This window comes from Streptomyces sp. NPDC006174 (assembly GCF_040614075.1).
Classification (GTDB): Bacteria; Actinomycetota; Actinomycetes; order Streptomycetales; family Streptomycetaceae; genus Streptomyces.
The window spans coordinates 333,118-356,353 of sequence record NZ_JBEXTJ010000005.1; the positions used below are offsets into that span (position 1 = coordinate 333,118).

Here is a 23,236-nt window from a genome sequence, read left to right on the forward strand (position 1 = left end):
GCCGTACGAGGCGACGGAGCTGACGTACCGCCAGCTCGTCCCGGAGGCCTCACCCCGGCAGCAGCCGCTGGAACAGCCCCCAGGTGAACTCCGCGACGTACGCCTCCCCGCTCGCCGGGTCGGTGACGGCCAGCGCCCACCGCGTCGGCGCGCTGCCCTCCATCGGCCGCGCCGGCGGAAAGGCCCGCGCCACCTCGTCCACGGTGCACGACCAGGGACGGAGAGAAGGTACGGAGGTGAGCTGCGGGCCCGCCGCCTCCGGCGCCCGGACGAGCCACTCGTTCCACACGGCCCCGCCTGGCGCGGCCATCACCTCGAACCGGAGCTCCGGCCAGAGCGGCACCGGCCAGAGCAGCGCCTCGCACTCCAGATCGCCCACGCGCCGCTTCAGCGTCCGCTCCGGCTCACCGAGCACCGAGCGGTAGCGCCGCAGCGACCCCCGGCCCCTGGGCGCGCGGACCATGGCCTGCCAGCGCCGGTTGGCCTCCCGCATGTCGGCGAGCGAGGCGCTCAGCTCCTGGCGTGCCTCCTCGACCAGATCCGGCTGGTGGTCGGCCATCCGGCGGAGCAGGACGAGCTGGAACTCGCGCGGGCCGAAGGGGTTGGGAGCGGTCATGCCGCCCATCCTCCCGCAGGTCAGGCGTATCGGACCGGCCGTCCGCGGAATCCGGTGTTCCTCACAGGATCCTCACCTGGTCCGCTTCCTGAGTCGATCTCGGCGCGTCTAATCTGCGGGCGCCATGGATTACTGCCACCCGTGCCGACGGCATCTCAACGGAGCCCTGGCCTGCGCCGGGTGCGGGACTCCCGCCGAGGCGCTGGGCCCCTTCGCGGTGCCCGCGCCGACGCCCGCGGGCCACGCGCAGGACGCGCCCGCCGATGCCGCCGCGCCCGCGCCCGCAGCCCCCTCGCGCCGGCGTGCGCCCGGCAGCCACCGCAGACGCGGGCGTACGGTCCTGCTCGCGGTGGGCGGTCTGGTGCTGGCGGCGGGCGCGCTGAGCCTGGCGGAGCTGGCGATGGAGCCGGGCCGGGACGACACCGCCGCCGACTTCGTGGAGGACGCGCCGCGCGACCCGGACGACCCGGTGCCGGACTCCGCCGTCGTCTCCGATGCGCCGCAGGATCCGGGCCCGGTCACGACCGGCCGCGGCAGACCCGTGGACCCGTCGCCGTCGGGCAGCGCACCGGCGGGCGGCCTGAAGGAGTCGACCGGCGCCTCTGCCACGGCCGAGCCCACGGAGTCGAAGGACCCCGAACCCGGCGAGGCGACGACCGCACCCGCCTCGCCGCCGGACGCCCCGGACAGCCCGACCGCCGACCCGCCGGGGCCGGAGGAGCCGGGAGGCCCGGAGGAGCCGCCGACCGTACCGGCGCCTCCGCCACCGCCGGCCGACCCGACCGAGGAGCCGACACCCACGCCCTCGCCGACACCGTCGCCGACCTGCACCCGCTTCCTGTGGTGGTGCACGTAGGGCCTCTCGGCTGGATCAGGCCTCGCCCAGCATCCGCCGCAGCAGATCCCGCAGTACGGTCCGCTCCGCGTCCGTCAGCTCGGCCAGCGGCTCCCGCGCGAAGGTCAGCGCGTCCCGCAGCTCCCGGGCCGTCCGCCGGCCCGTCTCCGTCGCGGCGGCCAGCTTCACGCGCCGGTCCACCGGGTCCGCCCGGCGCTCGACCAGGCCGCGGGTCTCCAGGCGGTCGACGATGCCGGTCACGTTCGACGGCTCGCACTTCAGCTTGACGGCGATCTTCCGCATCGGGGTCGGCTCCATGGCCAGCAGCCCGAGAACCCGTGCCTGCGCCCCGGTGAGGGAGTGTTCGGCGGCGGCCCGGTCGTACTCCTCGTGGTAGCGCGCCACGACGGTGCCGATGAGCTCGACGACCTCGAGGGTCAGGGGGTCTGTGCGGGTGGCCATGAGCAACAGCGTACCGATTTACTTGACAATATGAAATATGAAGGCGCAGGGTTGTTTCATGTCATGAAGCTTTCCCCCAAGGCTTCCCCGTAGGACATTGAGGAGACCCCGAGCCCATGTCTGCAGCACTTCCCGCGTCCAGCCGCGAATGGCACCTCGTCGCCCGCCCGCACGGCTGGCCCAAGGCCGAGGACTTCGCGCTGCGTGAGACCGCCGTGGCCGCTCCGGCCGAAGGCCGCATCCTCGTCCGTAACAAGTACTTCTCCGTCGACCCGTACATGCGCGGCCGGATGAACGACGTGAAGTCGTACACCCCGCCGTTCAAGCTCGACCACCCCATGGACGGCGGCGCGGTCGGCGAGGTCATCGCCTCGAACGCCGAGGGCTTCGCCGTCGGTGACCACGTCTTGCACGGCCTCGGCTGGCGCGAGATCGCCGACGTGCCCGCCAAGCACGCGGTGAAGGTCGATCCCGACCTCGCTCCGCTCTCCGCCTACCTCGGCGTGCTCGGCATGACCGGACTCACCGCCTACGCGGGCCTGTTCGACGTGGCCTCCTTCAAGGAGGGCGACGCGGTCTTCGTCTCCGGCGCCGCCGGTGCCGTCGGCAGTCAGGTCGGCCAGCTGGCCAAGCTCAAGGGCGCCTCACGGGTCATCGGCTCCGCCGGCTCCGACGAGAAGGTCAAGCTCCTCACCGAGGAGTACGGCTTCGACGCCGCGTTCAACTACAAGAACGGTCCGGTCCGCGACCAGCTCAAGGAAGCCGCGCCCGACGGCATCGACGTCTACTTCGACAACGTCGGCGGCGACCACCTCGAAGCCGCGATCGGCGCGCTCAACGTGCACGGCCGCGCCACCATCTGCGGCATGATCGCGCAGTACAACGCCACCGAGCCGACGCCCGGCCCGCGCAACATGGCGCTGATCATCGGCAAGCGGCTGCGGCTGCAGGGCATGCTCGTCGGCGACCACGCCGACCTCCAGCCGAAGTTCGTCGAAGAGGTCGCCGGCTGGCTGGCCTCCGGCGAGCTGAAGTACCGCGAGACGAAGGTCGAAGGCATCGAAAACGGCTACGACGCGTTTGTCGGCCTGCTGCGCGGTGAGAACACCGGGAAGATGATCGTTTCGCTCGTCTGACCCGTCCCTGGCCCGTTCCGGTCACGCGTTAGGCTCATCCCAGGCCGTCGCGATCGTGGGCGCGAGTCGCGGCGCACCAACAGGAGGAATCCTCGCATCATGACCATCCAGAAGATCGACGTCGCCTACACCGCTGTCGCCACCGCCGAGAACGGCCGTGACGGCCGCGTCTCCTCGGACGACGGCCAGCTCGACGTCGTCGTCAACCCGCCGAAGGCCATGGGCGGCAGCGGCGCGGGCACCAACCCGGAGCAGCTCTTCGCGGCGGGCTACAGCGCCTGCTTCCAGGGCGCGCTCGGTGTCGTCGCCCGCCAGGAGAAGGCCGACATCTCCGGCTCGACGGTCACCGCCTCGGTGTCCATCGGCAAGACCGAGGCCGGCGGCTTCGGCCTGGAGGTCGCCATCAGCGCGACCATCCCCAACGTCGACGCCGCCACCGCCCAGTCGCTCATCGAGAAGGCCCACCAGGTCTGCCCGTACTCGAACGCGACCCGCGGCAACATCAAGGTCGAGCTCTCGGTCGCCTGACCTGACAGCAGCCTCGACGCGTGAGGACCGCATCCCGCTCCGGGGTGCGGTCCTCGCCGTTTTCCGTACGCCAGTACGCTGACGTCCATGAACGATCTCGGGGCAGGCTTCGGCTACTTGGTGAAGGGCCAGCGTTGGGTCCTCGGACACGGCCGGTGGTTCGGCTTCGGCCTGCTGCCCGGACTCATCACCCTCGTCGTGTACGCCGGCGCGCTGACCGGACTCGGTTACGGCGCCGACGACTTCGTCGCTTGGGCCACTCCGTTCGCCGACGACTGGTCCTCGCCGTGGATCGGTCTGCTCCGCACCACGCTGACCGCGTTCGTCTTCGTCTTCGGCCTCTTCCTCGCGGTCATCACCTTCACCGCCGTCACCCTCCTGGTCGGCCAGCCGTTCTACGAGTCGCTCTCCGAGGAGGTCGAACGCGGCGAGGGCGGCGAGGTCCACGAGTCCGGGCTGCCGCTCTGGCGCGAACTGTGGATCTCCGCACGCGACTCCGTACGGATCCTGCTGCGCGTCGCGTTCTTCGGGATCATCCTCTTCGCCTGCGGCTTCATCCCGGTCGTCGGCCAGACCGTCGTCCCGGCGATCGGCATCTGCGTCTCCGGTTACTTCCTGGCCGAGGAGCTGACCGGCGTGGCCCTCCAGCGCCGCGGGCTGCACCTGAAGAAGCGGCTCGGCCTGCTGCGCACCCGCCGACTGCTGGTGCTCGGCTTCGGCGTCCCGCTCGCGCTCTCGTTCCTGGTCCCGTTCGTCGCGGTGTTCCTGATGCCGGGAGCGGTCGCCGGAGCCACGCTCCTGGCCCGCGACCTGGTCGACCCGGCCGCCGGCCTTCCGGCCACCGCCGAGGAGCGGGCCGAATGACCGAGCTGCTGGCCGTCGCCGCCATCACGGTCCTCGCCGTCATCAGTCCGGGCGCCGACTTCGCCATGGTCGTCCGCAACAGCTATCTGTACGGGCGCACCACCGGCGTCCTCGTGGCGGCCGGGGTCGCGGCGGGCGTGCTGGTCCACGTCACGTACACGATGCTCGGCGTCGGCCTGCTGATCGCCTCCTCCACCGCGCTGTTCACCGCGGTGAAGCTCGCCGGTGCGGCCTACCTGATCTACATCGGCGTCCGCACCTTCCTGGCCCGCGCCGGCCTCGACGTCGACCTCACGGACCGGCCGGGCCTCACCCGCTTCGGCGCGCTGCGCGGCGGCTTCCTGACCAACGCGCTCAACCCGAAGACGACGCTGTTCGTCGTCGCGACCTTCACGCAGGTCGTCGGCCCGGAGACCGCCTTGTGGCAGCAGGCCGGCTACGGACTCTTCATGTCGGCGGCGCACCTCGGCTGGTTCGCACTGGTCGCGCTCTTCTTCTCGCACTCCCGGCTGCGCGGCGCGATGCTGCGGCGCCAGAAAGTGCTGAACCGGGCCATCGGCTCGGTCCTGGTCGGCCTCGGCGTCACGCTCGGCCTGGCGCGCTGAGGAACGGCAGCTGAAGGGGCTTCAGCTCTACGAAGGGTCCTCGGGCCCTTTCAGCAGCCCCAGGAAGTCCGCGAACGCCTCCGGCATGTCCACCGCCTCCGGGTCCAGCAGCCACTGGTACTGCAACCCGTCCATCACCGCCACCAGCAGCACCGCCGCCCGCTCCGGGCTGAGCCCGCCCGGCAGCGTGTCGCCGTACTCGGCGCGCAGAGTGGCGGCCATGCCCGCGCGGACCTGGCTGTAGCGGCGGGTGAAGAACTCGCGGGCCGGGTGGTCCTCCGTCACGCTCTCGCCGAGCAGCGCCGAGAAGGTCCGCACGATCACCGGCCGCATCGCGTTGTACTCCACCAGCGAACCGAGCAGCTCCAGCCGCCAGGCCCCGTCCGCACCGCCCCGGCCGCCGGTGTCCCAGCGGTCCCGGTCCTCCAACACCGCCACCAGCAGCGCTTCCTTCGTCGGGAAGTAGTGCAGCAGTCCTTGCTGGGTCAGCCCCACCCGCTCGGCCACCGCACCCAGCGTCGCGCCCCGGTAGCCGCGCTCGGCGATCACTTCGAGGGTGGCCCGCAGGATCCCGGCCCGCCGCTCCTCGCTCCTGGCCCGTGCCATCACCGGCCCCTTCCGTGCCGCCCGGCCCCACGTCGGCCGCGCCCATCTGGACCGTACGCCATCACCGTCCTCGCACTCGTTGACGTAACGAAGACATAACAAAACCTACCGTTGTACCGGTCTCCGCGACACCATGGAGACCTCCACCGGACTCGACCAGGAGGTACGGCCGTGGCAGCCGCGTCCAGCACCAGCAACTCCGAGGCCCTCCGTCGGACCGCCGTTGACACGGCCCTCGCCGCGCTCGACCTCGACGACAAGGCGCGTCTCCTGGCCGGTCAGGACCTGTGGTCGCTGCCCGCTCTGCCGGCGATCGGCCTGCGCTCCCTGGTGATGTCGGACGGCCCGATCGGCGTCCGTGGCGTCCGCTGGACCGCCGCCGACCCTTCCATCGCGCTGCCTTCGCCCACCGCGCTCGCCGCCACCTGGGACCCGGAGCTGGCCCGGCGCGCGGGCCGCCTGCTCGCTCAGGAGGCCCGTCGCAAGGGCGTCCACGTGCTGCTCGCTCCTACGGTCAACCTGCACCGCACGCCGCTCGGCGGCCGCCACTTCGAGGCGTACAGCGAGGACCCGTACCTCACCGGCGAGATCGGCACCGGTTACGTCCGAGGCGTCCAGGACGGCGGGGTCGGCACCACCGTCAAGCACTTCGTGGCCAACGACGCCGAGACCGACCGCTTCACCGTCAACAACGTCGTCGCCCCGCGACCGCTGCGCGAGCTCTACCTCGCGCCCTTCGAGCGGATCGTCAAGAACGCCCGTCCCTGGGGCATCATGGCCGCCTACAACCAGGTCAACGGCTCCACGATGACCGAGCACCGCTACCTCCAGAACGCCGTCCTGCGCGGCGAATGGGGTTTCGACGGCTTCATCGTCTCCGACTGGCTCGCCGCCCGGACCACCGTCGGCGCCATCACCGGCGGCCTGGACGCCGCGATGCCCGGCCCGCGCACGGTCTACGGCGAGGCGCTGGCCGACGCCGTCCGAGCGGGCGAGGTGGACGAGAAGATCGTCGACATCGCCGTGCGGAACGTCCTGCTGCTCGCCGCCCGCACCGGTGCCCTGGAGTCGGCCCCGCCCGCCGTGGACTCCGCCGACCTGCCCGCGCCCGTGGACGGCGAGGCGCTGGCCCGCGAGATCGCCCGCCGCTCCTTCGTGCTCGTACGCAACGAGAGCGGCGTCCTCCCGCTCGCACCCGGCGCCACCGTCGCGCTCTCCGGCGCGCTGGCCCGGGACGCCCGCGTGCTCGGCGGCGGCTCGGCGCTGGTCTTCCCGGACCATGTGGTCCCGCCGCTCGACGGACTGACGGCCGCACTTCCCGAAGGCGCGCTGACGTACGCGGTCGGCGCCGACCCGAGCGACGAACTGGCCGTCGCCGAGGCCGGGTTCGACCTCACCGCCGCCTGCCGCGACGCCGGCGGAACCGTCCTCGCCACCGTCCCGCTGCCCAGCGGCCAGATCCAGTGGATCGGCGCCGACCTGCCCGAAGGCGTCACCCACGACACCCTGGACACCGTCGAGATCACCGGCACCTTCACGCCGCGCGAGAGCGGCGAGCACACCTTCGGCACGCGCGGCACCGGCTCCTTCGCGCTCACCGTCGACGACCGCCCGCTCTTCGACGGCACCCAGGACCGAGCACCCGGCACCGACCCGCTCGGCGCCTTCCTCAACGAGCCGGTCGAACGCGGCCGCCTCCCGCTCACCGAAGGCACTCCGGTCCGGGTCTCTCTGAGCCACCGCCCCGGCCCTGCCACCGGCCACCCGCTCAAGGGTGTCGCCTTCTCGCTCGTCCACCTGGCGCCGCTCCGCGACCCGGACGAGCTGATCGCCGAGGCCGTCGAGGCGGCCCGTACGGCGGACACCGCGATCGTCGTCGTCGGCACCACCGAACGCGTCGAGTCCGAGGGCTTCGACCGCACCGACCTGAAGCTCCCGGGCCACCAGGACGCCTTGGTCCACGCGGTCGCCGCCGCCAACCCGCGTACGGTCGTCATCGTCAACGCCGGCTCTCCGGTGGAGCTGCCCTGGCGCCACGAGGTCGCCGCGGTCCTGCTGGCCTGGTTCCCGGGCCAGGAGGCGGGCCACGCGCTCGCCGACGTACTGCGCGGAGAGGAAGAGCCGGGCGGCCGCCTCCCGACCACCTGGCCCGTGGCCCTGGCCGACGTCCCGGTCTCCGCCACCGCACCCACCAACGGCGAACTCCCGTACAGCGAAGGCGTCTTCATCGGTTACCGCGCCTGGGAGCAGGCAGGCACCACACCGGCGTACGCTTTCGGTCACGGCCTCGGCTACACCACCTGGGAGTACGACGCCGTCACCGCCGCCCCGGACTCGGTCACCGTCCACGTCCGCAACACCGGCCACCGTCCCGGCAGCGACACCGTCCAGATCTACCTGGCGCCGGAAGCGGTTTCCGGCGCCCCCGAGCGCCCGGCCCGCTGGCTCGCCGGCTTCGCCCGGGTCACGGCGGGCCCCGGCGAGAGCGTGGAGGTCACGGTCCCCGTCGAGCACCGCGCGTACCAGGTCTGGGACGAGGAGACGTACGGCTGGACGACCGTCCCCGGCACGTACGAGGTGCAGGCGGCCCGCTCACTGACCGACGTCCGGGCCACCACGAAGGTGACGGTCACGGCGGATCAGTCGAAGTAGGACTCCAGCGTTCCGCGCCGCCGCACATCGAGCGTCGCGCAGTGGAAGGAGCCGCCGAACGGCGCGTAGTGCATCAGGTCGCACGGGATCGGCTCGAAGCCCCACCGCTCCAGCGCCCGCAGCATCCCGGTGTGGTGGCGCTCCGCGATGACCCGCTTCTCGTCGACCATGAGGATGTTCATGCTCAGCCACTTGCCGCACATCGAGGTGGTCCGGAGCACGAGATCCTTGACCGGCTCGGGCTCGGGCGCGACCAGGATGTCCCAGGAGTCCAGAACGGCGGGCAGCCGGTCGACGTCGATGTAGTCCGGGTTGACCAGCGCCTTGCCGGGCGCCAGCACGAGGAACGTCGTGTCGATGTGCATGGGCGTACGGCAGCGGCTCTCGATCTCGTGGATGCGGTAACCGGGCCCCAGGTGGCGGCGCAGCCACTCGATGCCCATGCCGTTGGTGACGTTGGAGCGCGTCACGAAGAGATCGCGTCCCGCGCGGACGAAATCCGCCGCGTCGAAGACCGGCTCGAACTCGGTGAGGATGTACCGCATGGCCTCGTCGGCGCCTGGCGTACGGAAGTCCGGCTCGAAGAGCTCGTCCGTCAGCTGCGGTTTCGGCGCGGCGGTCCAGCGGGCTCCGCGCCGGAAGTAGTCCTTGAGGATCCGGCGGTAGGAGTGCGTCTCGAAGTACCGGCACGGCCACGCCATCGGGGTCTCGATGATCTCGTCGCCGATGACCAGCATGCTGTCGCGCGGACAGGTGTTGCAGAAGCCGCGCGAGGACCAGTCCGGAGTGGCGAACCGCTTCCGGTGGTCGACCGCGTCCGGACGGGTGACGGTGATGCCGAGGGAGTGGAGCAGCGAGACGAACCCGTCCAGCTCCTGCTGCGCGGGCTCGATCAGCCGGCGCGGGTACTTGTAGCCGGCCGCGAGCCCTTGGAAGCGGGCCGCCCATGGCGGGATGTTGCAGGAGACGACGGGATGGCTGGACGGGATCGTCGCGTCGTCGAGCCGCCCGACGACGATCTCCTCCAGCGGGTCCCACTCGTTGTGCGAGCTGACCGGAGAGACGAGCGGGGCGGTGTCCTCGGCGTCCGGCGTACCGGGCCTCTGCTCCACTGTCGTCATCATCAACCACCCTCGGTCGCCGACGGGCACGTCACGCTCCCCATGGTGAAGGGGGAGAGCGGGGTACCGCCACCCGTCGGGTCCCGCGCAGCGGGTCCTACGCGGGCGGCTCGGCGGCCGTGATGGTGCGGTAGGCGATCTCCGCCAGCCGGGCCTGGCCGTCGCGGCTGGGATGGAACCAGTCCCACGGGCTGAGCTGGGTCCCGGTGAAGCGGAAGTCGAAGACCGCGCCGCCGTCGTACCGGCAGTGCCGGTCCTTCGCGCAGACGTCCCGCAGCACCTCGTTGTACGCCATCACCCGGTCCCGCACCGCGTCCCGCCGCGCCACGGCCGCCGGTCCCAGGTCGTCCGCGTCCGCCAGCATCGACCGGCAGATGCCGAGGCTCCAGATCCTCTTGGCCCCTTCGTCCAGCCGCCCGGTCGACCAGAGCCGCTTCAGGTCCGGCACGCTGGCCACGTACACCTGCGCCTTCGGCGCTCCGGCCCGCAGCTGCCGCATCGACGCCTCGAAGGACGCCTGGAAGTCCGCGACGGGCGTCATCAGCCGCACCGAGTCCCGGCAGGCGTCGTTCGCGCCCATCATCACGGTGACCAGCTCCGGCCGCTCCTTCGCCGCCAGCGCCATCTGCTCCGGCAGCTGGACCATCCGGGCGCCCGACACCGCGTGGTTCGTACTCCGGTCGGCCGCCTTCGTCGAGCCCAGCAGCCGGACGGCGAGACTCCGCACCAGGCTGTCGCTGCCGGTGGCCCAGGACACCTCGGGGCAGTCCGCCAGCATCGAGCAGGCGTCGAAGCCCCGGGTGATGGAGTCGCCGACGGCTGCCACGGATCCGGGCTTCGGGTTCCAGCCGGAGGCGGGGGAGGGGGACGGGGTTGGTGAGGGCGATGAGGAGGAGGTGGCGGGTGCGTTCCGTGACACGCCGTCACCTGAGCTCTCGCCACTGCATCCGGCCAGCGCGGCGACGGCGACGAACGAGAGGGCCGCCGACGCCGCCACGCGGCGGCGCATCCGTGGGCGTGTCGCACGCTCCGTCATCCGTCGTTCCCCTCCGGTCAACCCCTGGTTTATGCCTCTGGTCATGCCCCCGGCAAGCCCACGATCCCCAGGTCGTGGCCGTGCGCGCCCTGCCGGGTGAAAGCCGGCGAATCAGAGGGCCCGGACCGACGGTACGTCACACGGACGGCCCCCGCGCACGGTAGCTTTTCCCCGTCGAACCAGTGGCACCGTTCGCCACCTCGTCACGGCGGGTGGCTCCGGTACATTTCGTCACGTCACACACTGTCCCTTTTCAGGAGATTAACTCCCGATGCTGTTTACTGATGACAACCTCGGGCCCTGGCCGGAAAGAGACGGTACGGACGCGAGGCCGCTGGGGAAGGCGTACCTCGTCCCACATGGGAGGTTCCGGTGACGACACGTGGAGTCCTGTACGTTCACTCCGCCCCGCGCGCGCTGTGCCCACATGTCGAGTGGGCAGTGGCGGGCGTCCTCGGTGTGCGGGTCCAGCTGGACTGGATCAGACAGCCGGCCGCGCCCGGCACCTGGCGGTCCGAGTTCTCCTGGAAGGGCCGCGCCGGCACCGCCTCGCAGCTCGCCTCCGCTCTGCGCGGCTGGGACCTGCTCCGCTTCGAGGTGACCGCCGAGCCGTGCCCCACCGCCGAGGGCGAGCGCTACAGCTCCACTCCTGGCCTCGGCATCTTCCACGCCGTCACCGGCATGCACGGTGACATCCTGATCCCCGAGGACCGCCTGCGCGCGGCCCTGGCCCGCTCGACGCGCGGCGAGAGCGACCTGGAGGCCGAGATCGCCTCCCTTCTCGGCAAGCCGTGGGACGACGAGCTGGAGTCCTTCCGCCACGCGGGCGAGGGCGCGCCTGTTCGCTGGCTGCACCAGGTGGTGTAACCGAATCAAGCCCCTCCGGGCGATTGAGGAGCGGGGTCCGGGGCAGCGCCCCGAAACACGCGGAAGCCCGCTCCCCGACAACCGGGAAGCGGGCTTCACCCGTAAAAGCAGGGGTCAGACGGACCGGAACGCCAGCACCACGTTGTGCCCACCGAACCCGAACGAGTTGTTGATGGCCGCGATCGGGCCCTCGGGCAGCACCCGAGGCTCACCGCGCACGATGTCCGCGTCGATCGCCTCGTCCAGCTCGTCGACGTTGATGGTCGGCGGAGCGATCCGGTGGTGCAGCGCGAGCACGGTGGCCACCGTCTCGATACCGCCCGCACCACCGAGCAGGTGACCCGTCATCGACTTCGTCGCCGAGATCGCGACATGGTCCAGGTCGTCGCCCAGCACCTTCCGCAGCGCCTTGATCTCCGCGATGTCACCCTGCGGCGTCGACGTGGCGTGCGCGTTGAGGTGGACCACCTCGGACGGCTTGAGGTCACTGGAGTCCAGCAGGTTCTGCATGGCGGCCGCGATGCCCCGGCCGGTCGGCTCGGGCTGCGCGATGTGGTGCGCGTCGGCCGACAGGCCCTGGCCCAGCACCTCGCAGTAGACCTTGGCGCCGCGCTTGGCGGCGTGCTCGGCCGACTCCAGGATGACGACGCCCGCGCCCTCACCGAGGACGAAGCCGTCCCGGCCGGTGTCGTACGGGCGCGCGGCCTTCTCCGGCTCGTCGTTGCTCTTGGACATCGCCATCATGTTGGCGAAGGCCGCGATCGGCAGCGGGTGGATCGCCGCCTCGGTGCCGCCGGCCACGACCACGTCGGCACGACCGGTGCGGATCATCTCGACGGCGTACCCGATGGCCTCGGCGCCGGACGCGCAGGCGGAGACCGGCGTGTGGACACCGGCCTGGGCGTTGACCTCCAGCCCGACGTTGGCCGCCGGACCGTTGGGCATGAGCATGGGAACGGTGTGCGGGGAGACGCGGCGTACGCCCTTCTCCTTCAGCACGTCGTACTGGTCGAGCAGGGTGATCACGCCGCCGATGCCGGAGGCGATGACCGAGCCGAGGCGCTCGGGGGCGATGGACTCGTCCTCGCCGGCCTTGGCGGTGAAGCCCGCGTCGGCCCAGGCTTCACGGGCCGCGATCAGCGCGAACTGCGCCGAGCGGTCCAGCTTGCGGGCGAGCGGGCGGGGCAGTACGTCGTTCGGGTCGACGGCCGCGAGGGCGGCGATCCGGACGGGCAGTTCGGCGAAACGCTCGCCTTCGAGAGGCTTGACGCCGGACCGGCCGGCCATCAGACCTTCCCAGGTCGATGCGGAGTCGCCACCCAGCGGAGTGGTTGCGCCGATACCGGTGACGACCACGGTGCGATTGGTCGAGTTCACTGGAAAATCTTCTCCACGTGTAGAGGGTCGTGAATCAGCGGCGCCACCGCCGGGTGGCGACACAGCCGGGCTGGGATCAGCCCTGGTGCTTCAGGATGTAGTCGGCGGCGTCGCCGACCGTCTTGAGGTTCTTGACGTCCTCGTCGGGGATCTTGACGTCGAAGCGCTCCTCGGCGGCGACGACGACCTCGACCATGGAGAGCGAGTCGACGTCCAGGTCGTCGGTGAAGGACTTGTCCAGCTGGACGTCCTCGACCGGGATACCGGCGATCTCGTTGACGATCTCGGCGAGACCGGTGACGATCTCTTCCTGCGTGGCGGCCATCTTGGCGCTCCTTCGGTGGGTTTCTTCAGGGTTCGTGCGTACGGACCGGAAGGTCCGGGGTGCCTAGGGGAGGGTAACGACCGTCGCGGCGTAGACGAGACCCGCCCCGAAGCCGATGACGAGCGCGGTGTCGCCGCTCTTCGCCTGACCGGTCGCCAGGAGCCGCTCCATCGCGAGCGGGATCGAGGCGGCGGACGTGTTGCCGGTGGACTCGATGTCACGGGCGACCGTGACGTGTTCCGGCAGCTTCAGGGTCTTCACCATCGAGTCGATGATCCGCATGTTGGCCTGGTGCGGAATGAAGACGTCCAGGTCTTCGGGTGAGATCCCGGCCGCTTCCAGCGCCTGCTGGGCGACCTTCGCCATCTCGTAGACGGCCCAGCGGAAGACCGCCTGGCCCTCCTGCGTGATGGCCGGGAACTTGATCTCGCCCTTGGAGTCGAGCGGCAGCTTGGAGACGTCGCCGATGTGCAGCTCGTTCCAGGACACCGTCTGCTTGATGGTCTCGGACTTGTCGCCCTCGGAGCCCCACACGGTCGGGCCGATGGCCGGCTCCTGCGAGGGGCCGACGACGACCGCGCCCGCGCCGTCACCGAAGAGGAAGGCCGTCGCGCGGTCCTCCAGGTCGGTCAGGTCGCTGAGCCGCTCCACGCCGATGACGAGGACGTACTCCGCCGAGCCCTCGACGATCATGCCCTTGGCGAGGGTCAGGCCGTAGCCGAAGCCCGCGCAGCCGGCCGAGATGTCGAAGGCGGCGGGCTTGCCCGAGCCGATCTTGTGGGCGATCTCGGTGGCGACGGCCGGGGTCTGCTTGAAGTGCGAGACGGTCGAGACGACGACCGCGCCGATCTGCTCGGGGTCGATGCCCGCGTCCGCGATGGCCTTGCCGGACGCCTCGATCGACATCATCGCCACGGTCTCCTCGTCGGAGGCCCAGTGGCGGGTGACGATGCCGGAGCGGGAGCGGATCCACTCGTCGGAGGAGTCGATCGTCTCGAGGATCACCTCGTTCGGCACGACCCGGGTCGGACGGTAGCCGCCGACCCCGAGGATGCGCGCGTACGGGGCGCCCTTGCTGGGCTTGATCTTCGACATGCTCGGGCTCCTTAGGCGCCTGCGTGCTCGGAGATGAGCGCGCGGGCGGCGTCGAGGTCGTCGGGGGTCTTGAGCGCGAGCGTCTTCACACCGGGCAGCGCCCGCTTGGCGAGTCCGGTGAGGGTGCCGCCGGGGCTCAGCTCGACCAGCGCGGTCACGCCGAGCTCCTGGAAGGTCTCCATGCACAGGTCCCAGCGGACCGGGTTGGCGACCTGGCCGACCAGCCGGGCGATGACCTCGGTGCCGGTGGCGACCGTGTGTCCGTCGGCGTTGGACACGTACCGCACGACCGGGTCGGTGACCGTGAGGTCCCCGACGGCCGCGCGGAGCTTCTCCACGGCCGGGGCCATGTGGTGCGTGTGGAACGCGCCGGCCACCTTCAGCGCGACGACCCGGCGTACGCCTTCGGGCTTGTCGGCCTCCAGGGCGGCGATCTGGGCCGCGGTGCCGGCGGCGACGATCTGGCCGCCGCCGTTGACGTTGGCGGGCGTCAGGCCGAGCTTCTCCAGGTGCGGGACCGTGACGGCGGGGTCGCCGCCGAGCAGGGCCGCCATACCGGTCTCGGTGACCGCGGCGGCCTCGGCCATGCCGAGCCCACGGGTCCGGACGAAGCGGAGCGCCGCCTCGTCGTCGATGACACCGGCGATCGTGGCGGCGGTGATCTCACCGACGCTGTGACCCGCGACGACGTCGGGGGAGGGCGCGTCCAGGGCGGCGGCCGAGAGCAGGCCCGCGGCGACCAGGAGCGGCTGGGCGACGGCCGTGTCGCGGATCTCGTCCGCGTCGGCCTGCGTGCCGTAGTGGGCAAGGTCGAGCCCGATGGCGTCGGACCACGCCGCGATGCGGTCGGCGGCACCGGGGAGGTCGAGCCAGGGAGTCAGGAAGCCGGGCGTCTGAGCGCCTTGGCCGGGAGCGACGAGTACGAGCACCCTCACACTCTCTCTTGTGGACGGCCCCGTACGCCCGTGGGGACAGGGACGAAGAACCGTCAGGGGAATTGTTGAAGTCCGACAAAAGTCTAGGACTGAGGATCCGCCGCGGCCAAGCGCCCCAGGATCAGGGCGATCCGCAGGGTGAACGCGGAGCGGACATCGGAGGGTGACCAGCCGGTGACGTCGGTCACACGTCGTAGCCGGTAGCGCACGGTGTTGGGGTGGACGAAAAGCATCCGCGCCGCCCCCTCCAGACTGCTCGCCTGCTCCAGATAGACACTCAGCGTCTCCAGCAGCGCCGAACCGGCTTCCTCCAGCGGTCTGTAGATCTCCTCCACCAACTGGTCCCGCGCGGCAGGGTCCCCGGCCATCGCGCGCTCGGGCAGGAGATCGTCCGCCAGCACCGGACGCGGCGCGTCCTGCCACGCCAGGCCGGCCTTCAGCCCGGCCGCCGCGGCCTGTGCGGACCGGGTGGCCGCCAGCAGGTCCGGCACGACCGGTCCGGCGACGACCGGCCCGGCCGCGTACGGCCCGATCAGGCCCTTCGCGACCTGGAGCGGGTTGTCGCTGCCGCCGGCGATGACGACGAGCCGGTTGCCGAGTACGCCGGTGAGGACCTGGAGCTTGGCATGCCGGGCGGCCCGCCGGATCGCCTCCACGGTCAGCTCGCTGTCGCCGTCTGGCGCGGTGCCGAGGATGACGCAGACGTGCTCGGGCGAGTTCCAGCCGAGCGCGGCGGCCCGGGACACGGCCCCTTCGTCCGCCTCGCCGGAGAGCACCGCGTTCACCACGAGCGACTCCAGCCGCGCGTCCCAGGCACCGCGGGCCTCGGCGGCCTGGGCGTAGACCTGGGCGGTGGCGAAGGCGATCTCCCGCGCGTAGACGAGCAGCGCCTCCCGCAGCACCGACTCGTCGCCCGGCGCCGCCACCTCCTCGATCGCGGCCTCCATGACCTCGATCGTCGTCCGCACCATCTCGACGGTCTGCCGCAGCGTGATCGCCCGGGTCAGCTCACGCGGGGCCGTGCCGAACACATCGGTCGAGATGGCCTGCGGGGTCTCCGGATGCCGGAACCACTCGGTGAACGCCGCGATACCGGCCTGGGCGACCAGTCCGATCCAGGACCGGTTCTCCGGGGGCATCGCCCGGTACCACGGCAGCGATTCGTCCATGCGGGCAATCGCGTTCGCGGCCAGCCGGCCGGAGGACTGCTCCAGCCGTTTCAGGGTCGCGGCATGCAGGTGGGCGTCGTGGGCGGCGGAATGCTCAGGATCGGGTCGGGGCACGAGGACAAGACTGCCTTATCGGGCCGGTGGATCGGCGGGGTGGGGCGAGGGTCTCGCCTACTGGTCGGTACGGGGGTGTCCGGGCCGTTGCGTACCGGACCACGCGGCCCGGTCCGTACGGGAGCACGCGGTCCGGTGGTCGCCGCTCCCGGAAAAGGGGCCACCGGGCTACCGTGGCCGGGTGATTTCCGTACACCGGTCCGAGGACCGCTACCGGGGCGGCGAGCCGGACGCAGGCATCACGACCCGGCACGCCCTCTCCTTCGGCCCCTTCTACGACCCCGGCAACCTCCGCTTCGGCCCGGTTCTGGCCTGCAACGAAGAGCGCCTCACCGCCGGTGCGGGCTTCGACGAGCACCCGCACAGCCATACGGAGATCGTCACCTGGGTGGTGGAGGGCGAGCTGACCCACCGTGACTCGGCCGGTCACTCCACCGTCGTACGGGCCGGAGACCTGGCCCACCTCAGCGCCGCCGCCGGAGTCCGCCACGTCGAACGCAACGACGACGAGGCCCCGTTGACCTTCCTCCAGATGTGGCTGGCCCCTCTGGAATCCGGCGGCGAACCCTCGTACACGGTCGTCCCCGGCATCGCCGACTCGACCCCGTACGCCGTGCCCGCGGCCGGCGCGATGCTGCACGTGCGGCGGCTGACCGGCGGCGAGCGCACGGCGCTGCCGGACGCCGTACGCCTGTACGTGCATGTGGTGCGGGGCCGAGTCGCGCTGGGCGGTGAGGAATTGGGGCCGGGTGACGCGGCCCGGGTCACGGACGCGGAGGGGCTGGAGGCGGCCGCGGTGGCGGATGCGGCGGAGCTGCTGGTGTGGGAGCTGGCGGGCTGAGCTCCCACACCGGCAGCGGGACCTCACGGAGTCCGGTCAGGATGTGAGGACGCTGCCGAGCCGACCTCCGGTGGGAGTTCCCGCGATGCTTCTGCTGAGGAAGGTGGCGGTGCCGGTGACGGTGCGGTAGACCATGGTGCCGTCTCCGTTGTTCTCGCCGGAGGCTCCGAGGACGAGGCCGGTGGTGCCGTTTCCGGTGAAGTGGCCTGCGGTGACCGCGCTGCCCAGCCGGTCGTCGGGCTCGCCGGCGCCTCCGATGCCGCCGGTGCCCTGGCTGAGGCTGGTGGCGGACGTGAGCGCGATGCCGTCGGCTGTGGTCGACAGGTGGAGGAGGAGGACGCTTCCGGCGTCGCCGCTGGTGACTCCGTTGGCGGTGGAGTCCTGGCCGGGGAGGCCGGTGACGATGTCGAGGGTCTTGTCACCGTCGAGGTCGCGCAGGGTGACCGATGAGCCCATCGCGTCGCCTTCCTCGGCTTCTCCGGGCACGTTGGGGGTGGACTGGCTGATGGAGGTGGTGTGGCCGCGGTAGTAGAGGCCGTAGTCCTGGCCGAGCTTGACCGTGACCTGGCCACCGATGGTGCGGTCGTAGGCAGGGGCGACCTCGGGCGAGGAGGGCTGGCCGACGACGATGTCGTCCCGGCCGTCCTGGTTGATGTCTCCGGAGTCTATGGTGCGGCCCGCGCCCATCTGGATGGCCATGGCGTAGGTGAGGCCGGTTTGGCCGGCACTCTGGTATTCGTACGCTCTCGCCTGTCCATGGCGATCGACGGTGGTGACGGCGACGTCGTCGAAGCCGTCGCCGTTGAAGTCGCCGGCCGTGACGTCGACATGGTTGAGGTCTTCGAAGGTGAGGCGCAGGGTGGTGGCCTTCTTGGTGGCGCTGTCGCGCCATACCAGCCAGCCGCCCGAGCCTCCGGCGCCCGGGCCGACGCCCACGACGTCGTCCAGGCCGTCACCGGTGATGTCTCCCATCGCGACCGCTGTGCCGAGGCGTGCCCCGGTGGGGTCGCGGGGGTCGTCGTTGGCGGTGGTGAAGTAGTCGCCCTGGGTGAGCCGGCTGCTGCCGGTCAGGACGATGACGTTGCCGCGCTCCTTGTGCACGCTGTCCGCCTCGCCCGGAGATCCGACGGCGAGATCGGTGAGGCCGTCGCCGTCGACGTCCCCGTACGCGACGTCCGCGCCGAAGCGGTCACCGGGCTCGGGCGAACCCGGAACGGAACTGCTCTGCGTGATGACCTTCAGCCCGGTGGACGACGGGCCGTTGCCGCTCCCGGGAAGGATGGACACCTGCCCGGCCGCGGAGGATGCCTGCGGGACACCGGCGATCAGGTCGTCGAATCCGTCGTTGTCGAAGTCGGATCGACTCGCCGTGGCCGCACCGGGCGCCGCCTGGGCGGCCCCGGGCCAGACCACCGCGCCGAGACCGCTCATGGCCAGGATGGCCACCGCGACGCGGGCACGCTGTCGGGTGGCGGTGTGTTCGGCTCGGGCACGCCGACTCATCTGCTGCTCCTTGGAGAAGGTGGGGAAATAGCTGTACGCCTGACGGCTCCTCAAGTCTCAGGAGGAGCCGCGGAGCTGCCTCAGGAGGTGCGGGCCTTGAGCCAGGACACGACCGTGTCGAACATGCCGGGAGTGCCCAGTACGGCCTGCCCGTGGGCGGTGGAACCGGTGACGATGCGCGTGGTCACGTCCGAGGCGGGAACGCCTGCGGCCTTCGCGGCGGCCTCCAGCTCGGTGGAGTGCACCGGGGGCACGAAGTCGCCGTCGGAGTGGAGCAGGAGCATCGGTGCGTCGCCCTTGCTTGCCGCGTTCTTGGACTCCATGTCGCGCCAGGTGTCCCAGCAGCCGGTCTCCCGGTAGGCGGTGGAGTTGTCGGCGGGGTCCGGGTAGCAGCGGGCCAGGATGGCGGCGTTGTCGCGGAGCTTGCGGATCCTGGCATCGGTGGAGGTGTTGCCGTCCTGCCAGGCCCGGTAGGGCGAGGCGACCGGGGAGAGAGCCACGGCGCCCTTGAGACCGAGGGCGTTGGTGCCGCGGGTGGCGGCGTCCGTGGCCAGCTGCCCACCGGCGGACGAACCCACGATCAGAACGTTGTCCGGGTCGGCGTCGTACCGGCCGGCGTTGTCACGCACCCACTTCACGGCACTGGCCACATCGTCGCGCTGAGCGGGCCAGGCCGCTTCGAAGTTGAGGCGGTAATTCATGATGAAGACCTGGAAGCCCTGGTTGGCGAACTGCTTCGCATTGGTCGCCCAGCTGGCGTGGGTGTACCAGGAGCCGCCGGTGATCAGTACGACTGCCGGGCGGGGAGCGGGCGACGGATTCCAGGTGATGTCCAGGCGCTGGCGGGGGTGGGACCCGTACTGCTGAGTGACGGCCTCGGCCTTCACGGCCGTCGCCACCTTGGTCACGGCAGGCTGTGCGGGTGCTGCGGCCGTGATGCCGACGATCGCCAGCACGGCGGTCACAAGGATCAGAAGAGTACGACGCACGAAAGGTCTCTTTCAGGAAAGGGAGAGAAGGAGGTTGATCACTCCGGCTGGGCAGGGGACGGCCCCGACAAACGCCACCGGCGTTTCCCGGGGCCGGAAGGTGCTGTTGTCCGCGGTGCGGAGTCAGCGCATGCCGGCGCCGAAACGCTGCCCGGTCGCCGGGAGTCCGTCCTTGCCGGGCTCGTACGTGACGACAGGCTCGCTGCCTCCGGCGATGGCGTTCGCCAACGGCAGGGTGTGTGCGCGGCCGTAAGCCGTCGGCCCGTCGGGGACACCGATGTAGAGGTGCGTGCCGGTGGCGGTGACCGCACTGCCGACCTTCTCCCCCGTCACCGGGGCACCGGGCAGGCCCATGAGGCCCGGGTGAACGGTGGTGTCGGAGTCACCCGGCGCTCCGAGCAGCCCGAACGTCATGATGCCTCCCGCGTCCGTCGCGGTGCCGATGTCTTCACCGGGAACTCCGACCGCCACCAGGGTGTTCGTGGCGGTGCTCACCGCTGAGGGGTTCGTGGTGACGGCGGACACCGTGTGCCCGAAGCGGTCGCCGTCCTCGTTGGAGCCGGAGACGTCCGTGGTGCCCTGGTGGATTCCGGACAGCTGGCTGAAGCCGGTGGGAGTCAGCCGGACGACATCGATACGACCGGTGTTGTCGACCGTGGTGGTGCCCTCACCCGGGATGCCGATGACGAGCAGGGACTCGGTACCGGTCGCGGCCGCGTTGGGCCGGTAGGCGATCATGCTGAGTGAGAACCCGAACGTGTCACCGGCCTCGGACCCGTCCTGGATCTCGGCGAGATCCTGGTCCAGCCCGGCGAGACCCGTGGGAATCTTGGCGCTGTTCAGCTTGTGGTTGAAAACGGCCACACCGCCGGCTCTGGCCAGGCTGCCGATCGCCTCTCCCGGTGAGCCGATGGCCAGGTGCTGGGGCGACCCGGCGAGCGAGGCGCCGAACTCGTCGTTGCTCTCCATCGCCCCGGGCACGCCGTCGGAGTCCTGGTTGATCAGAACATTGGTCAGCCCGGTGCCGTGCAGGTACACCACGGCACCGGCGTTGGTGAATCCGGAACCGTCCTCGCCCGGCACGCCGATCGCCAGGTACGGAACACCGGCGATGGTGGTCCCGGCGGCGATGGCCTCGCCCATCCGGTCACCCGCCTCCGCACCCATCCCCGCCAGAGCGCCGCTGCCGGAGCCCTGGATCAGGTTCACCGTCGCCTTGCCGTTGCCGAGCCCGGCGGGCGAACCGTAGACGATGTGGACACCGCCGGCCCCGGCCTGGGTACCGATCGACTCACCGGGGACGCCGACGGCGAGGTCGGTGCAGCCGTCGAGGTTGTGGTCGAACGTCGCCAGCGAACCGCCGAAGCGGTCGTTCGCCTCCGCGGAACCGGAGAAGACCGGCAGCGCCTGGGACAGTTCCGCGTTGCCCTTGCCGCCGCCGTGGACCAGCTGCACACGTCCGGCCTTCGCAGCACCGTTCACCGCGGCGTCGGGGTCGGCGATCGCGACGTCGCGCTGCCCGTCGCAGTTGAAGTCACTGGCTCCCGTGACCGCTTCGGCGACCCACTGGCTCAGGCCGTCCGTGCGCGCACCAACGGCATCGGTGCGGGTCTCCGTCTCTCCGAAGCACCCGCCCTGCCGGGAAGCAGTGCTGATACCGACAAGCTCGACAGCACCGCCCGTTCCACGGAGCAGGGGGCCACCCGCGTCCCCCTTGCAGATCGCGCTGCCCGCACCGTTTCCGACGATGTTGACGGCGTCCTCGGAAACGCTGTTGACCGTGAAGGAACCGGAGTGGAGCTTGTTGGGCACCCATTCGGTTTTGGTTCGCCCATAACCTACGGACGTCAGCACATTGCCTGCAGCGGCGGCCTGTTTGGCCAGCGCAACCGGAGAAATTCCGGTAACAGGAGTGTTCAGACGGGCCAGCACCAGACCACGTGAACCGTGGGGAACCAGATTCACGACCTCGCGGCTCTGCCCGCCCGACCCCTGGAGATCGGTGCGACCAACGATAGCGGTGGTCTTCACGCCAGGTTTCCCTGACTTGAGTTCACTGGTCCCGTTCGTGAAGCAGGCTGCTGCTGTGAGGATCCACCGAACATCGACGAGAGCCCCGGTGCACGAGCGATCGAGGTCTCCCTCGCCGATCTCGATCTTCGCGGCAAATCCGTAGGACTTGTCGGCGACCGGCGTACCTACAATGGCTTGGGCGGGGAAAGCGAAGGTGAGCAGGCTTATGGAGGTGGTCGCAGCCAGCAAGGGCCAGACCCGTGAGCCGCGTGACGAACTGAGTTGCATGGGGTCTTCCTGATGGGTGGAAAATGATTGGAGCAAGAGACATGACCGCAGGGCGCTGGTACTCCCTGGATTGCCGCCCGTCAATGAAATTCACGTTTAATGGTCCATGAATGAAAAACAATCAAGCAGGCACAGCCGGAATTGTGTTGCCGGCCTTGACGTCTACCTAGTCCTCCTTCACCGCAGACGGCGCCTCCTCGGCCGTATGTTGCGGCGAGAGAGGGTTTGCGGTGAGGCTCTGGCGACGCTGGATGCGTCCGACGCGCGGACATGCGATCACCGCTGCGATCGATGATGTGGCTGGAATTGCCTTAAGGATTCAGGTTTCTCTCATGTGTCTCTCTGGGAAGCGGGGAGCGCAAGCCCCGTTCTTTTTTGAATTAAAGCACAAGCAGGGTGCTGGTCGAGGTGGTCGGTTGCTTTCCCTTGCGAATCGATACGTGTCGCAGAACTTCACCCCCGCACGGGATGGGGAGCTAGTGGCAAATATGTTGCACATGCTGCTCAAGTGCTAGATTCCAGACATTATGCCTTTCGTTGCGTATCGTAAGGTCGCTCGGCCTGTCACTGTTCGGCGGTAGGGCGAGACTTACGGCTTTGCGGCCCGGTGCGAGATTATTGTGTGAAGCGTGTGGAAATTGTGCTGAGGATTTGAGTAACGAGCAGGCGCGATCGAGCGGGAAGCTCACCCACCCGTTAAGGGTTAATGTGCCGAAATAATTCGTATTGATTCGCGGCCGTGATACGGCTGCCGACCGTGCCTTGGTGATGGCGTAGGGGAAAACCGGCGGTGCAGGGGTGGAGGAAGCTGCTGAGAAGGCCCTCCATGGCGCACCTGGAGAACTGAATGCGTTCCTACCGTGGGGTGGGTCGGGCCAGATCAACAAGACCGGCGAGTTCAGGTCTCGCGGGTCATAAGTGGGGAGGGGGCGGTGTCAAAAATGCTGGCGAGGCTGCCCTCAAGGGAACCCTTGGAAATATGGAGAACTGCTTGGCCAAGAGTCGGTGCACGGCAGGTGAGTCTGACGGCCGAGCCCAGGTCTCGAAGCTCGTCAGCGCTGGTAGCGCCAGTGTCATGGCTGCAGGGAAGATCGTGCTCAAGTGAACTTACGGCAATATTGTTGTGTTCATCGAGGTAGGTCAGCTCGTCAGACGCGGAGCGAAGCGTCGGGTTCGAGCGTTTGTACGTGTCCCTGGAGGAATCCCGGGGAGCCCGTCCGCCGCGCCGACCTCACCCTGGGCGAGCACTCGGCCGGGCA

Annotated in this window: 21 protein-coding genes; 8 read left to right on the forward strand and 13 right to left on the reverse strand. The window is 70.2% G+C overall.

The genetic code is table 11. The features are described 5' to 3' along the window. Positions 1–49: 49 nt before the first annotated feature. On the reverse strand, positions 50–616 hold the full coding sequence (locus ABZ267_RS13730) for a hypothetical protein (protein WP_356752223.1): 567 nt from the start codon (positions 614–616) through the stop codon (positions 50–52). A 124-nt stretch (positions 617–740) separates the two neighbouring features. On the opposite strand from ABZ267_RS13730, the gene ABZ267_RS13735 reads away from it, so the two are divergent. Further along, complete coding sequence (locus ABZ267_RS13735) at positions 741–1,472, forward strand: hypothetical protein (protein ID WP_356752225.1); 732 nt, start codon at positions 741–743, stop codon at positions 1,470–1,472. 15 nt (positions 1,473–1,487) lie between these two features. Here the strand turns inward: ABZ267_RS13735 and ABZ267_RS13740 are convergent, their stop codons facing one another. Next, on the reverse strand, positions 1,488–1,913 hold the full coding sequence (locus tag ABZ267_RS13740) for a MarR family transcriptional regulator (RefSeq protein WP_356752226.1): 426 nt from the start codon (positions 1,911–1,913) through the stop codon (positions 1,488–1,490). 116 nt (positions 1,914–2,029) lie between these two features. On the opposite strand from ABZ267_RS13740, the gene ABZ267_RS13745 reads away from it, so the two are divergent. The 4 genes from ABZ267_RS13745 (at position 2,030) to ABZ267_RS13760 (ending at position 5,046) form a co-directional block, all read left to right on the forward strand. Beyond that, on the forward strand, positions 2,030–3,049 hold the full coding sequence (locus tag ABZ267_RS13745; protein ID WP_356752228.1) for an NADP-dependent oxidoreductase: 1,020 nt from the start codon (positions 2,030–2,032) through the stop codon (positions 3,047–3,049). A 99-nt stretch (positions 3,050–3,148) separates the two neighbouring features. Beyond that, a complete protein-coding gene (locus tag ABZ267_RS13750; protein WP_109165881.1) occupies positions 3,149–3,577 on the forward strand; it encodes an organic hydroperoxide resistance protein in 429 nt (142 codons plus the stop codon). Positions 3,578–3,664: 87 nt separating this feature from the next. After that, positions 3,665–4,441: an EI24 domain-containing protein gene (locus ABZ267_RS13755; RefSeq protein WP_356752230.1), complete on the forward strand. Its 777-nt coding sequence runs from the start codon at positions 3,665–3,667 to the stop codon at positions 4,439–4,441. Next, positions 4,438–5,046 carry a LysE family transporter gene (locus tag ABZ267_RS13760; RefSeq protein WP_356752232.1) on the forward strand — a complete coding sequence of 203 codons (609 nt, stop codon included), beginning with the start codon at positions 4,438–4,440 and terminating at the stop codon, positions 5,044–5,046. Before ABZ267_RS13755 ends, ABZ267_RS13760 begins: the two co-directional genes overlap by 4 nt. Before the next feature lie 27 nt (positions 5,047–5,073). Here the strand turns inward: ABZ267_RS13760 and ABZ267_RS13765 are convergent, their stop codons facing one another. Next, a complete protein-coding gene (locus ABZ267_RS13765; RefSeq protein ID WP_356752234.1) occupies positions 5,074–5,652 on the reverse strand; it encodes a TetR/AcrR family transcriptional regulator in 579 nt (192 codons plus the stop codon). Between the two features lie 171 nt (positions 5,653–5,823). Here ABZ267_RS13765 and ABZ267_RS13770 point away from each other — a divergent pair, with 171 nt between their 5' ends. Next, positions 5,824–8,304, forward strand: a complete 2,481-nt coding sequence (locus ABZ267_RS13770; RefSeq protein WP_356752236.1) for a glycoside hydrolase family 3 C-terminal domain-containing protein — start codon at positions 5,824–5,826, stop codon at positions 8,302–8,304. Here the strand turns inward: ABZ267_RS13770 and ABZ267_RS13775 are convergent. Together ABZ267_RS13775 and ABZ267_RS13780 are read right to left on the reverse strand one after the other, a co-directional pair. Continuing rightward, on the reverse strand, positions 8,292–9,425 hold the full coding sequence (locus ABZ267_RS13775) for an amidinotransferase (protein WP_356752238.1): 1,134 nt from the start codon (positions 9,423–9,425) through the stop codon (positions 8,292–8,294). The two genes, ABZ267_RS13770 and ABZ267_RS13775, sit on opposite strands and share 13 nt — an antisense overlap. Before the next feature lie 97 nt (positions 9,426–9,522). Beyond that, positions 9,523–10,434, reverse strand: a complete 912-nt coding sequence (locus ABZ267_RS13780; protein ID WP_356752370.1) for an SGNH/GDSL hydrolase family protein — start codon at positions 10,432–10,434, stop codon at positions 9,523–9,525. Positions 10,435–10,833: 399 nt separating this feature from the next. On the opposite strand from ABZ267_RS13780, the gene ABZ267_RS13785 reads away from it, so the two are divergent. Further along, positions 10,834–11,328, forward strand: a complete 495-nt coding sequence (locus ABZ267_RS13785; RefSeq protein WP_084745747.1) for a DUF3145 domain-containing protein — start codon at positions 10,834–10,836, stop codon at positions 11,326–11,328. A gap of 114 nt (positions 11,329–11,442) precedes the next feature. On the opposite strand, the gene fabF is transcribed toward ABZ267_RS13785, so the two are convergent. The 5 genes from fabF to ABZ267_RS13810 form a co-directional block, all read right to left on the reverse strand. Continuing rightward, positions 11,443–12,705 (reverse strand): beta-ketoacyl-ACP synthase II, encoded by a 1,263-nt coding sequence (gene fabF / locus ABZ267_RS13790; protein WP_356752240.1) that lies wholly within the window; start codon positions 12,703–12,705, stop codon positions 11,443–11,445. 76 nt (positions 12,706–12,781) lie between these two features. Continuing rightward, a complete protein-coding gene (locus ABZ267_RS13795; protein ID WP_014045780.1) occupies positions 12,782–13,030 on the reverse strand; it encodes an acyl carrier protein in 249 nt (82 codons plus the stop codon). Between the two features lie 63 nt (positions 13,031–13,093). After that, on the reverse strand, positions 13,094–14,125 hold the full coding sequence (locus tag ABZ267_RS13800; protein ID WP_356752242.1) for a ketoacyl-ACP synthase III: 1,032 nt from the start codon (positions 14,123–14,125) through the stop codon (positions 13,094–13,096). An 11-nt stretch (positions 14,126–14,136) separates the two neighbouring features. Further along, on the reverse strand, positions 14,137–15,054 hold the full coding sequence (locus ABZ267_RS13805) for an ACP S-malonyltransferase (RefSeq protein ID WP_356752244.1): 918 nt from the start codon (positions 15,052–15,054) through the stop codon (positions 14,137–14,139). An 89-nt stretch (positions 15,055–15,143) separates the two neighbouring features. Next, positions 15,144–16,343: a helix-turn-helix domain-containing protein gene (locus ABZ267_RS13810; protein WP_356752246.1), complete on the reverse strand. Its 1,200-nt coding sequence runs from the start codon at positions 16,341–16,343 to the stop codon at positions 15,144–15,146. Positions 16,344–16,524: 181 nt separating this feature from the next. Here ABZ267_RS13810 and ABZ267_RS13815 point away from each other — a divergent pair, with 181 nt between their 5' ends. Beyond that, positions 16,525–17,184, forward strand: coding sequence for a pirin family protein (locus tag ABZ267_RS13815; protein ID WP_356752248.1), 660 nt, complete (start codon positions 16,525–16,527; stop codon positions 17,182–17,184). Between the two features lie 36 nt (positions 17,185–17,220). On the opposite strand, the gene ABZ267_RS13820 is transcribed toward ABZ267_RS13815, so the two are convergent. The 3 genes from ABZ267_RS13820 to ABZ267_RS13830 form a co-directional block, all read right to left on the reverse strand. After that, positions 17,221–18,687: an FG-GAP-like repeat-containing protein gene (locus ABZ267_RS13820; protein WP_356752250.1), complete on the reverse strand. Its 1,467-nt coding sequence runs from the start codon at positions 18,685–18,687 to the stop codon at positions 17,221–17,223. 80 nt (positions 18,688–18,767) lie between these two features. Then, positions 18,768–19,676 (reverse strand): alpha/beta hydrolase, encoded by a 909-nt coding sequence (locus tag ABZ267_RS13825; RefSeq protein ID WP_356752252.1) that lies wholly within the window; start codon positions 19,674–19,676, stop codon positions 18,768–18,770. Positions 19,677–19,799: 123 nt separating this feature from the next. Continuing rightward, positions 19,800–21,977 (reverse strand): trypsin-like serine protease, encoded by a 2,178-nt coding sequence (locus ABZ267_RS13830; RefSeq protein WP_356752254.1) that lies wholly within the window; start codon positions 21,975–21,977, stop codon positions 19,800–19,802. Positions 21,978–23,236 lie beyond the last annotated feature (1,259 nt).

What these genes read in the sequence shown, in the direction of transcription:
- ABZ267_RS13730 (WP_356752223.1), bottom strand. Translation starts at nt 616, where the DNA reads ATGACCGCTCCCAACCCCTTCGGCCCGCGCGAGTTCCAGCTCGTCCTG.
- ABZ267_RS13780 (WP_356752370.1), bottom strand. Translation starts at nt 10,434, where the DNA reads ATGCGCCGCCGCGTGGCGGCGTCGGCGGCCCTCTCGTTCGTCGCCGTC.
- ABZ267_RS13775 (WP_356752238.1), bottom strand. Translation starts at nt 9,425, where the DNA reads ATGACGACAGTGGAGCAGAGGCCCGGTACGCCGGACGCCGAGGACACC.
- ABZ267_RS13755 (WP_356752230.1), top strand. Translation starts at nt 3,665, where the DNA reads ATGAACGATCTCGGGGCAGGCTTCGGCTACTTGGTGAAGGGCCAGCGT.
- ABZ267_RS13745 (WP_356752228.1), top strand. Translation starts at nt 2,030, where the DNA reads ATGTCTGCAGCACTTCCCGCGTCCAGCCGCGAATGGCACCTCGTCGCC.
- ABZ267_RS13800 (WP_356752242.1), bottom strand. Translation starts at nt 14,125, where the DNA reads ATGTCGAAGATCAAGCCCAGCAAGGGCGCCCCGTACGCGCGCATCCTC.
- ABZ267_RS13830 (WP_356752254.1), bottom strand. Translation starts at nt 21,977, where the DNA reads ATGCAACTCAGTTCGTCACGCGGCTCACGGGTCTGGCCCTTGCTGGCT.
- ABZ267_RS13760 (WP_356752232.1), top strand. Translation starts at nt 4,438, where the DNA reads ATGACCGAGCTGCTGGCCGTCGCCGCCATCACGGTCCTCGCCGTCATC.
- ABZ267_RS13765 (WP_356752234.1), bottom strand. Translation starts at nt 5,652, where the DNA reads ATGGCACGGGCCAGGAGCGAGGAGCGGCGGGCCGGGATCCTGCGGGCC.
- ABZ267_RS13820 (WP_356752250.1), bottom strand. Translation starts at nt 18,687, where the DNA reads ATGAGTCGGCGTGCCCGAGCCGAACACACCGCCACCCGACAGCGTGCC.
- ABZ267_RS13735 (WP_356752225.1), top strand. Translation starts at nt 741, where the DNA reads ATGGATTACTGCCACCCGTGCCGACGGCATCTCAACGGAGCCCTGGCC.
- ABZ267_RS13795 (WP_014045780.1), bottom strand. Translation starts at nt 13,030, where the DNA reads ATGGCCGCCACGCAGGAAGAGATCGTCACCGGTCTCGCCGAGATCGTC.
- ABZ267_RS13740 (WP_356752226.1), bottom strand. Translation starts at nt 1,913, where the DNA reads ATGGCCACCCGCACAGACCCCCTGACCCTCGAGGTCGTCGAGCTCATC.
- ABZ267_RS13750 (WP_109165881.1), top strand. Translation starts at nt 3,149, where the DNA reads ATGACCATCCAGAAGATCGACGTCGCCTACACCGCTGTCGCCACCGCC.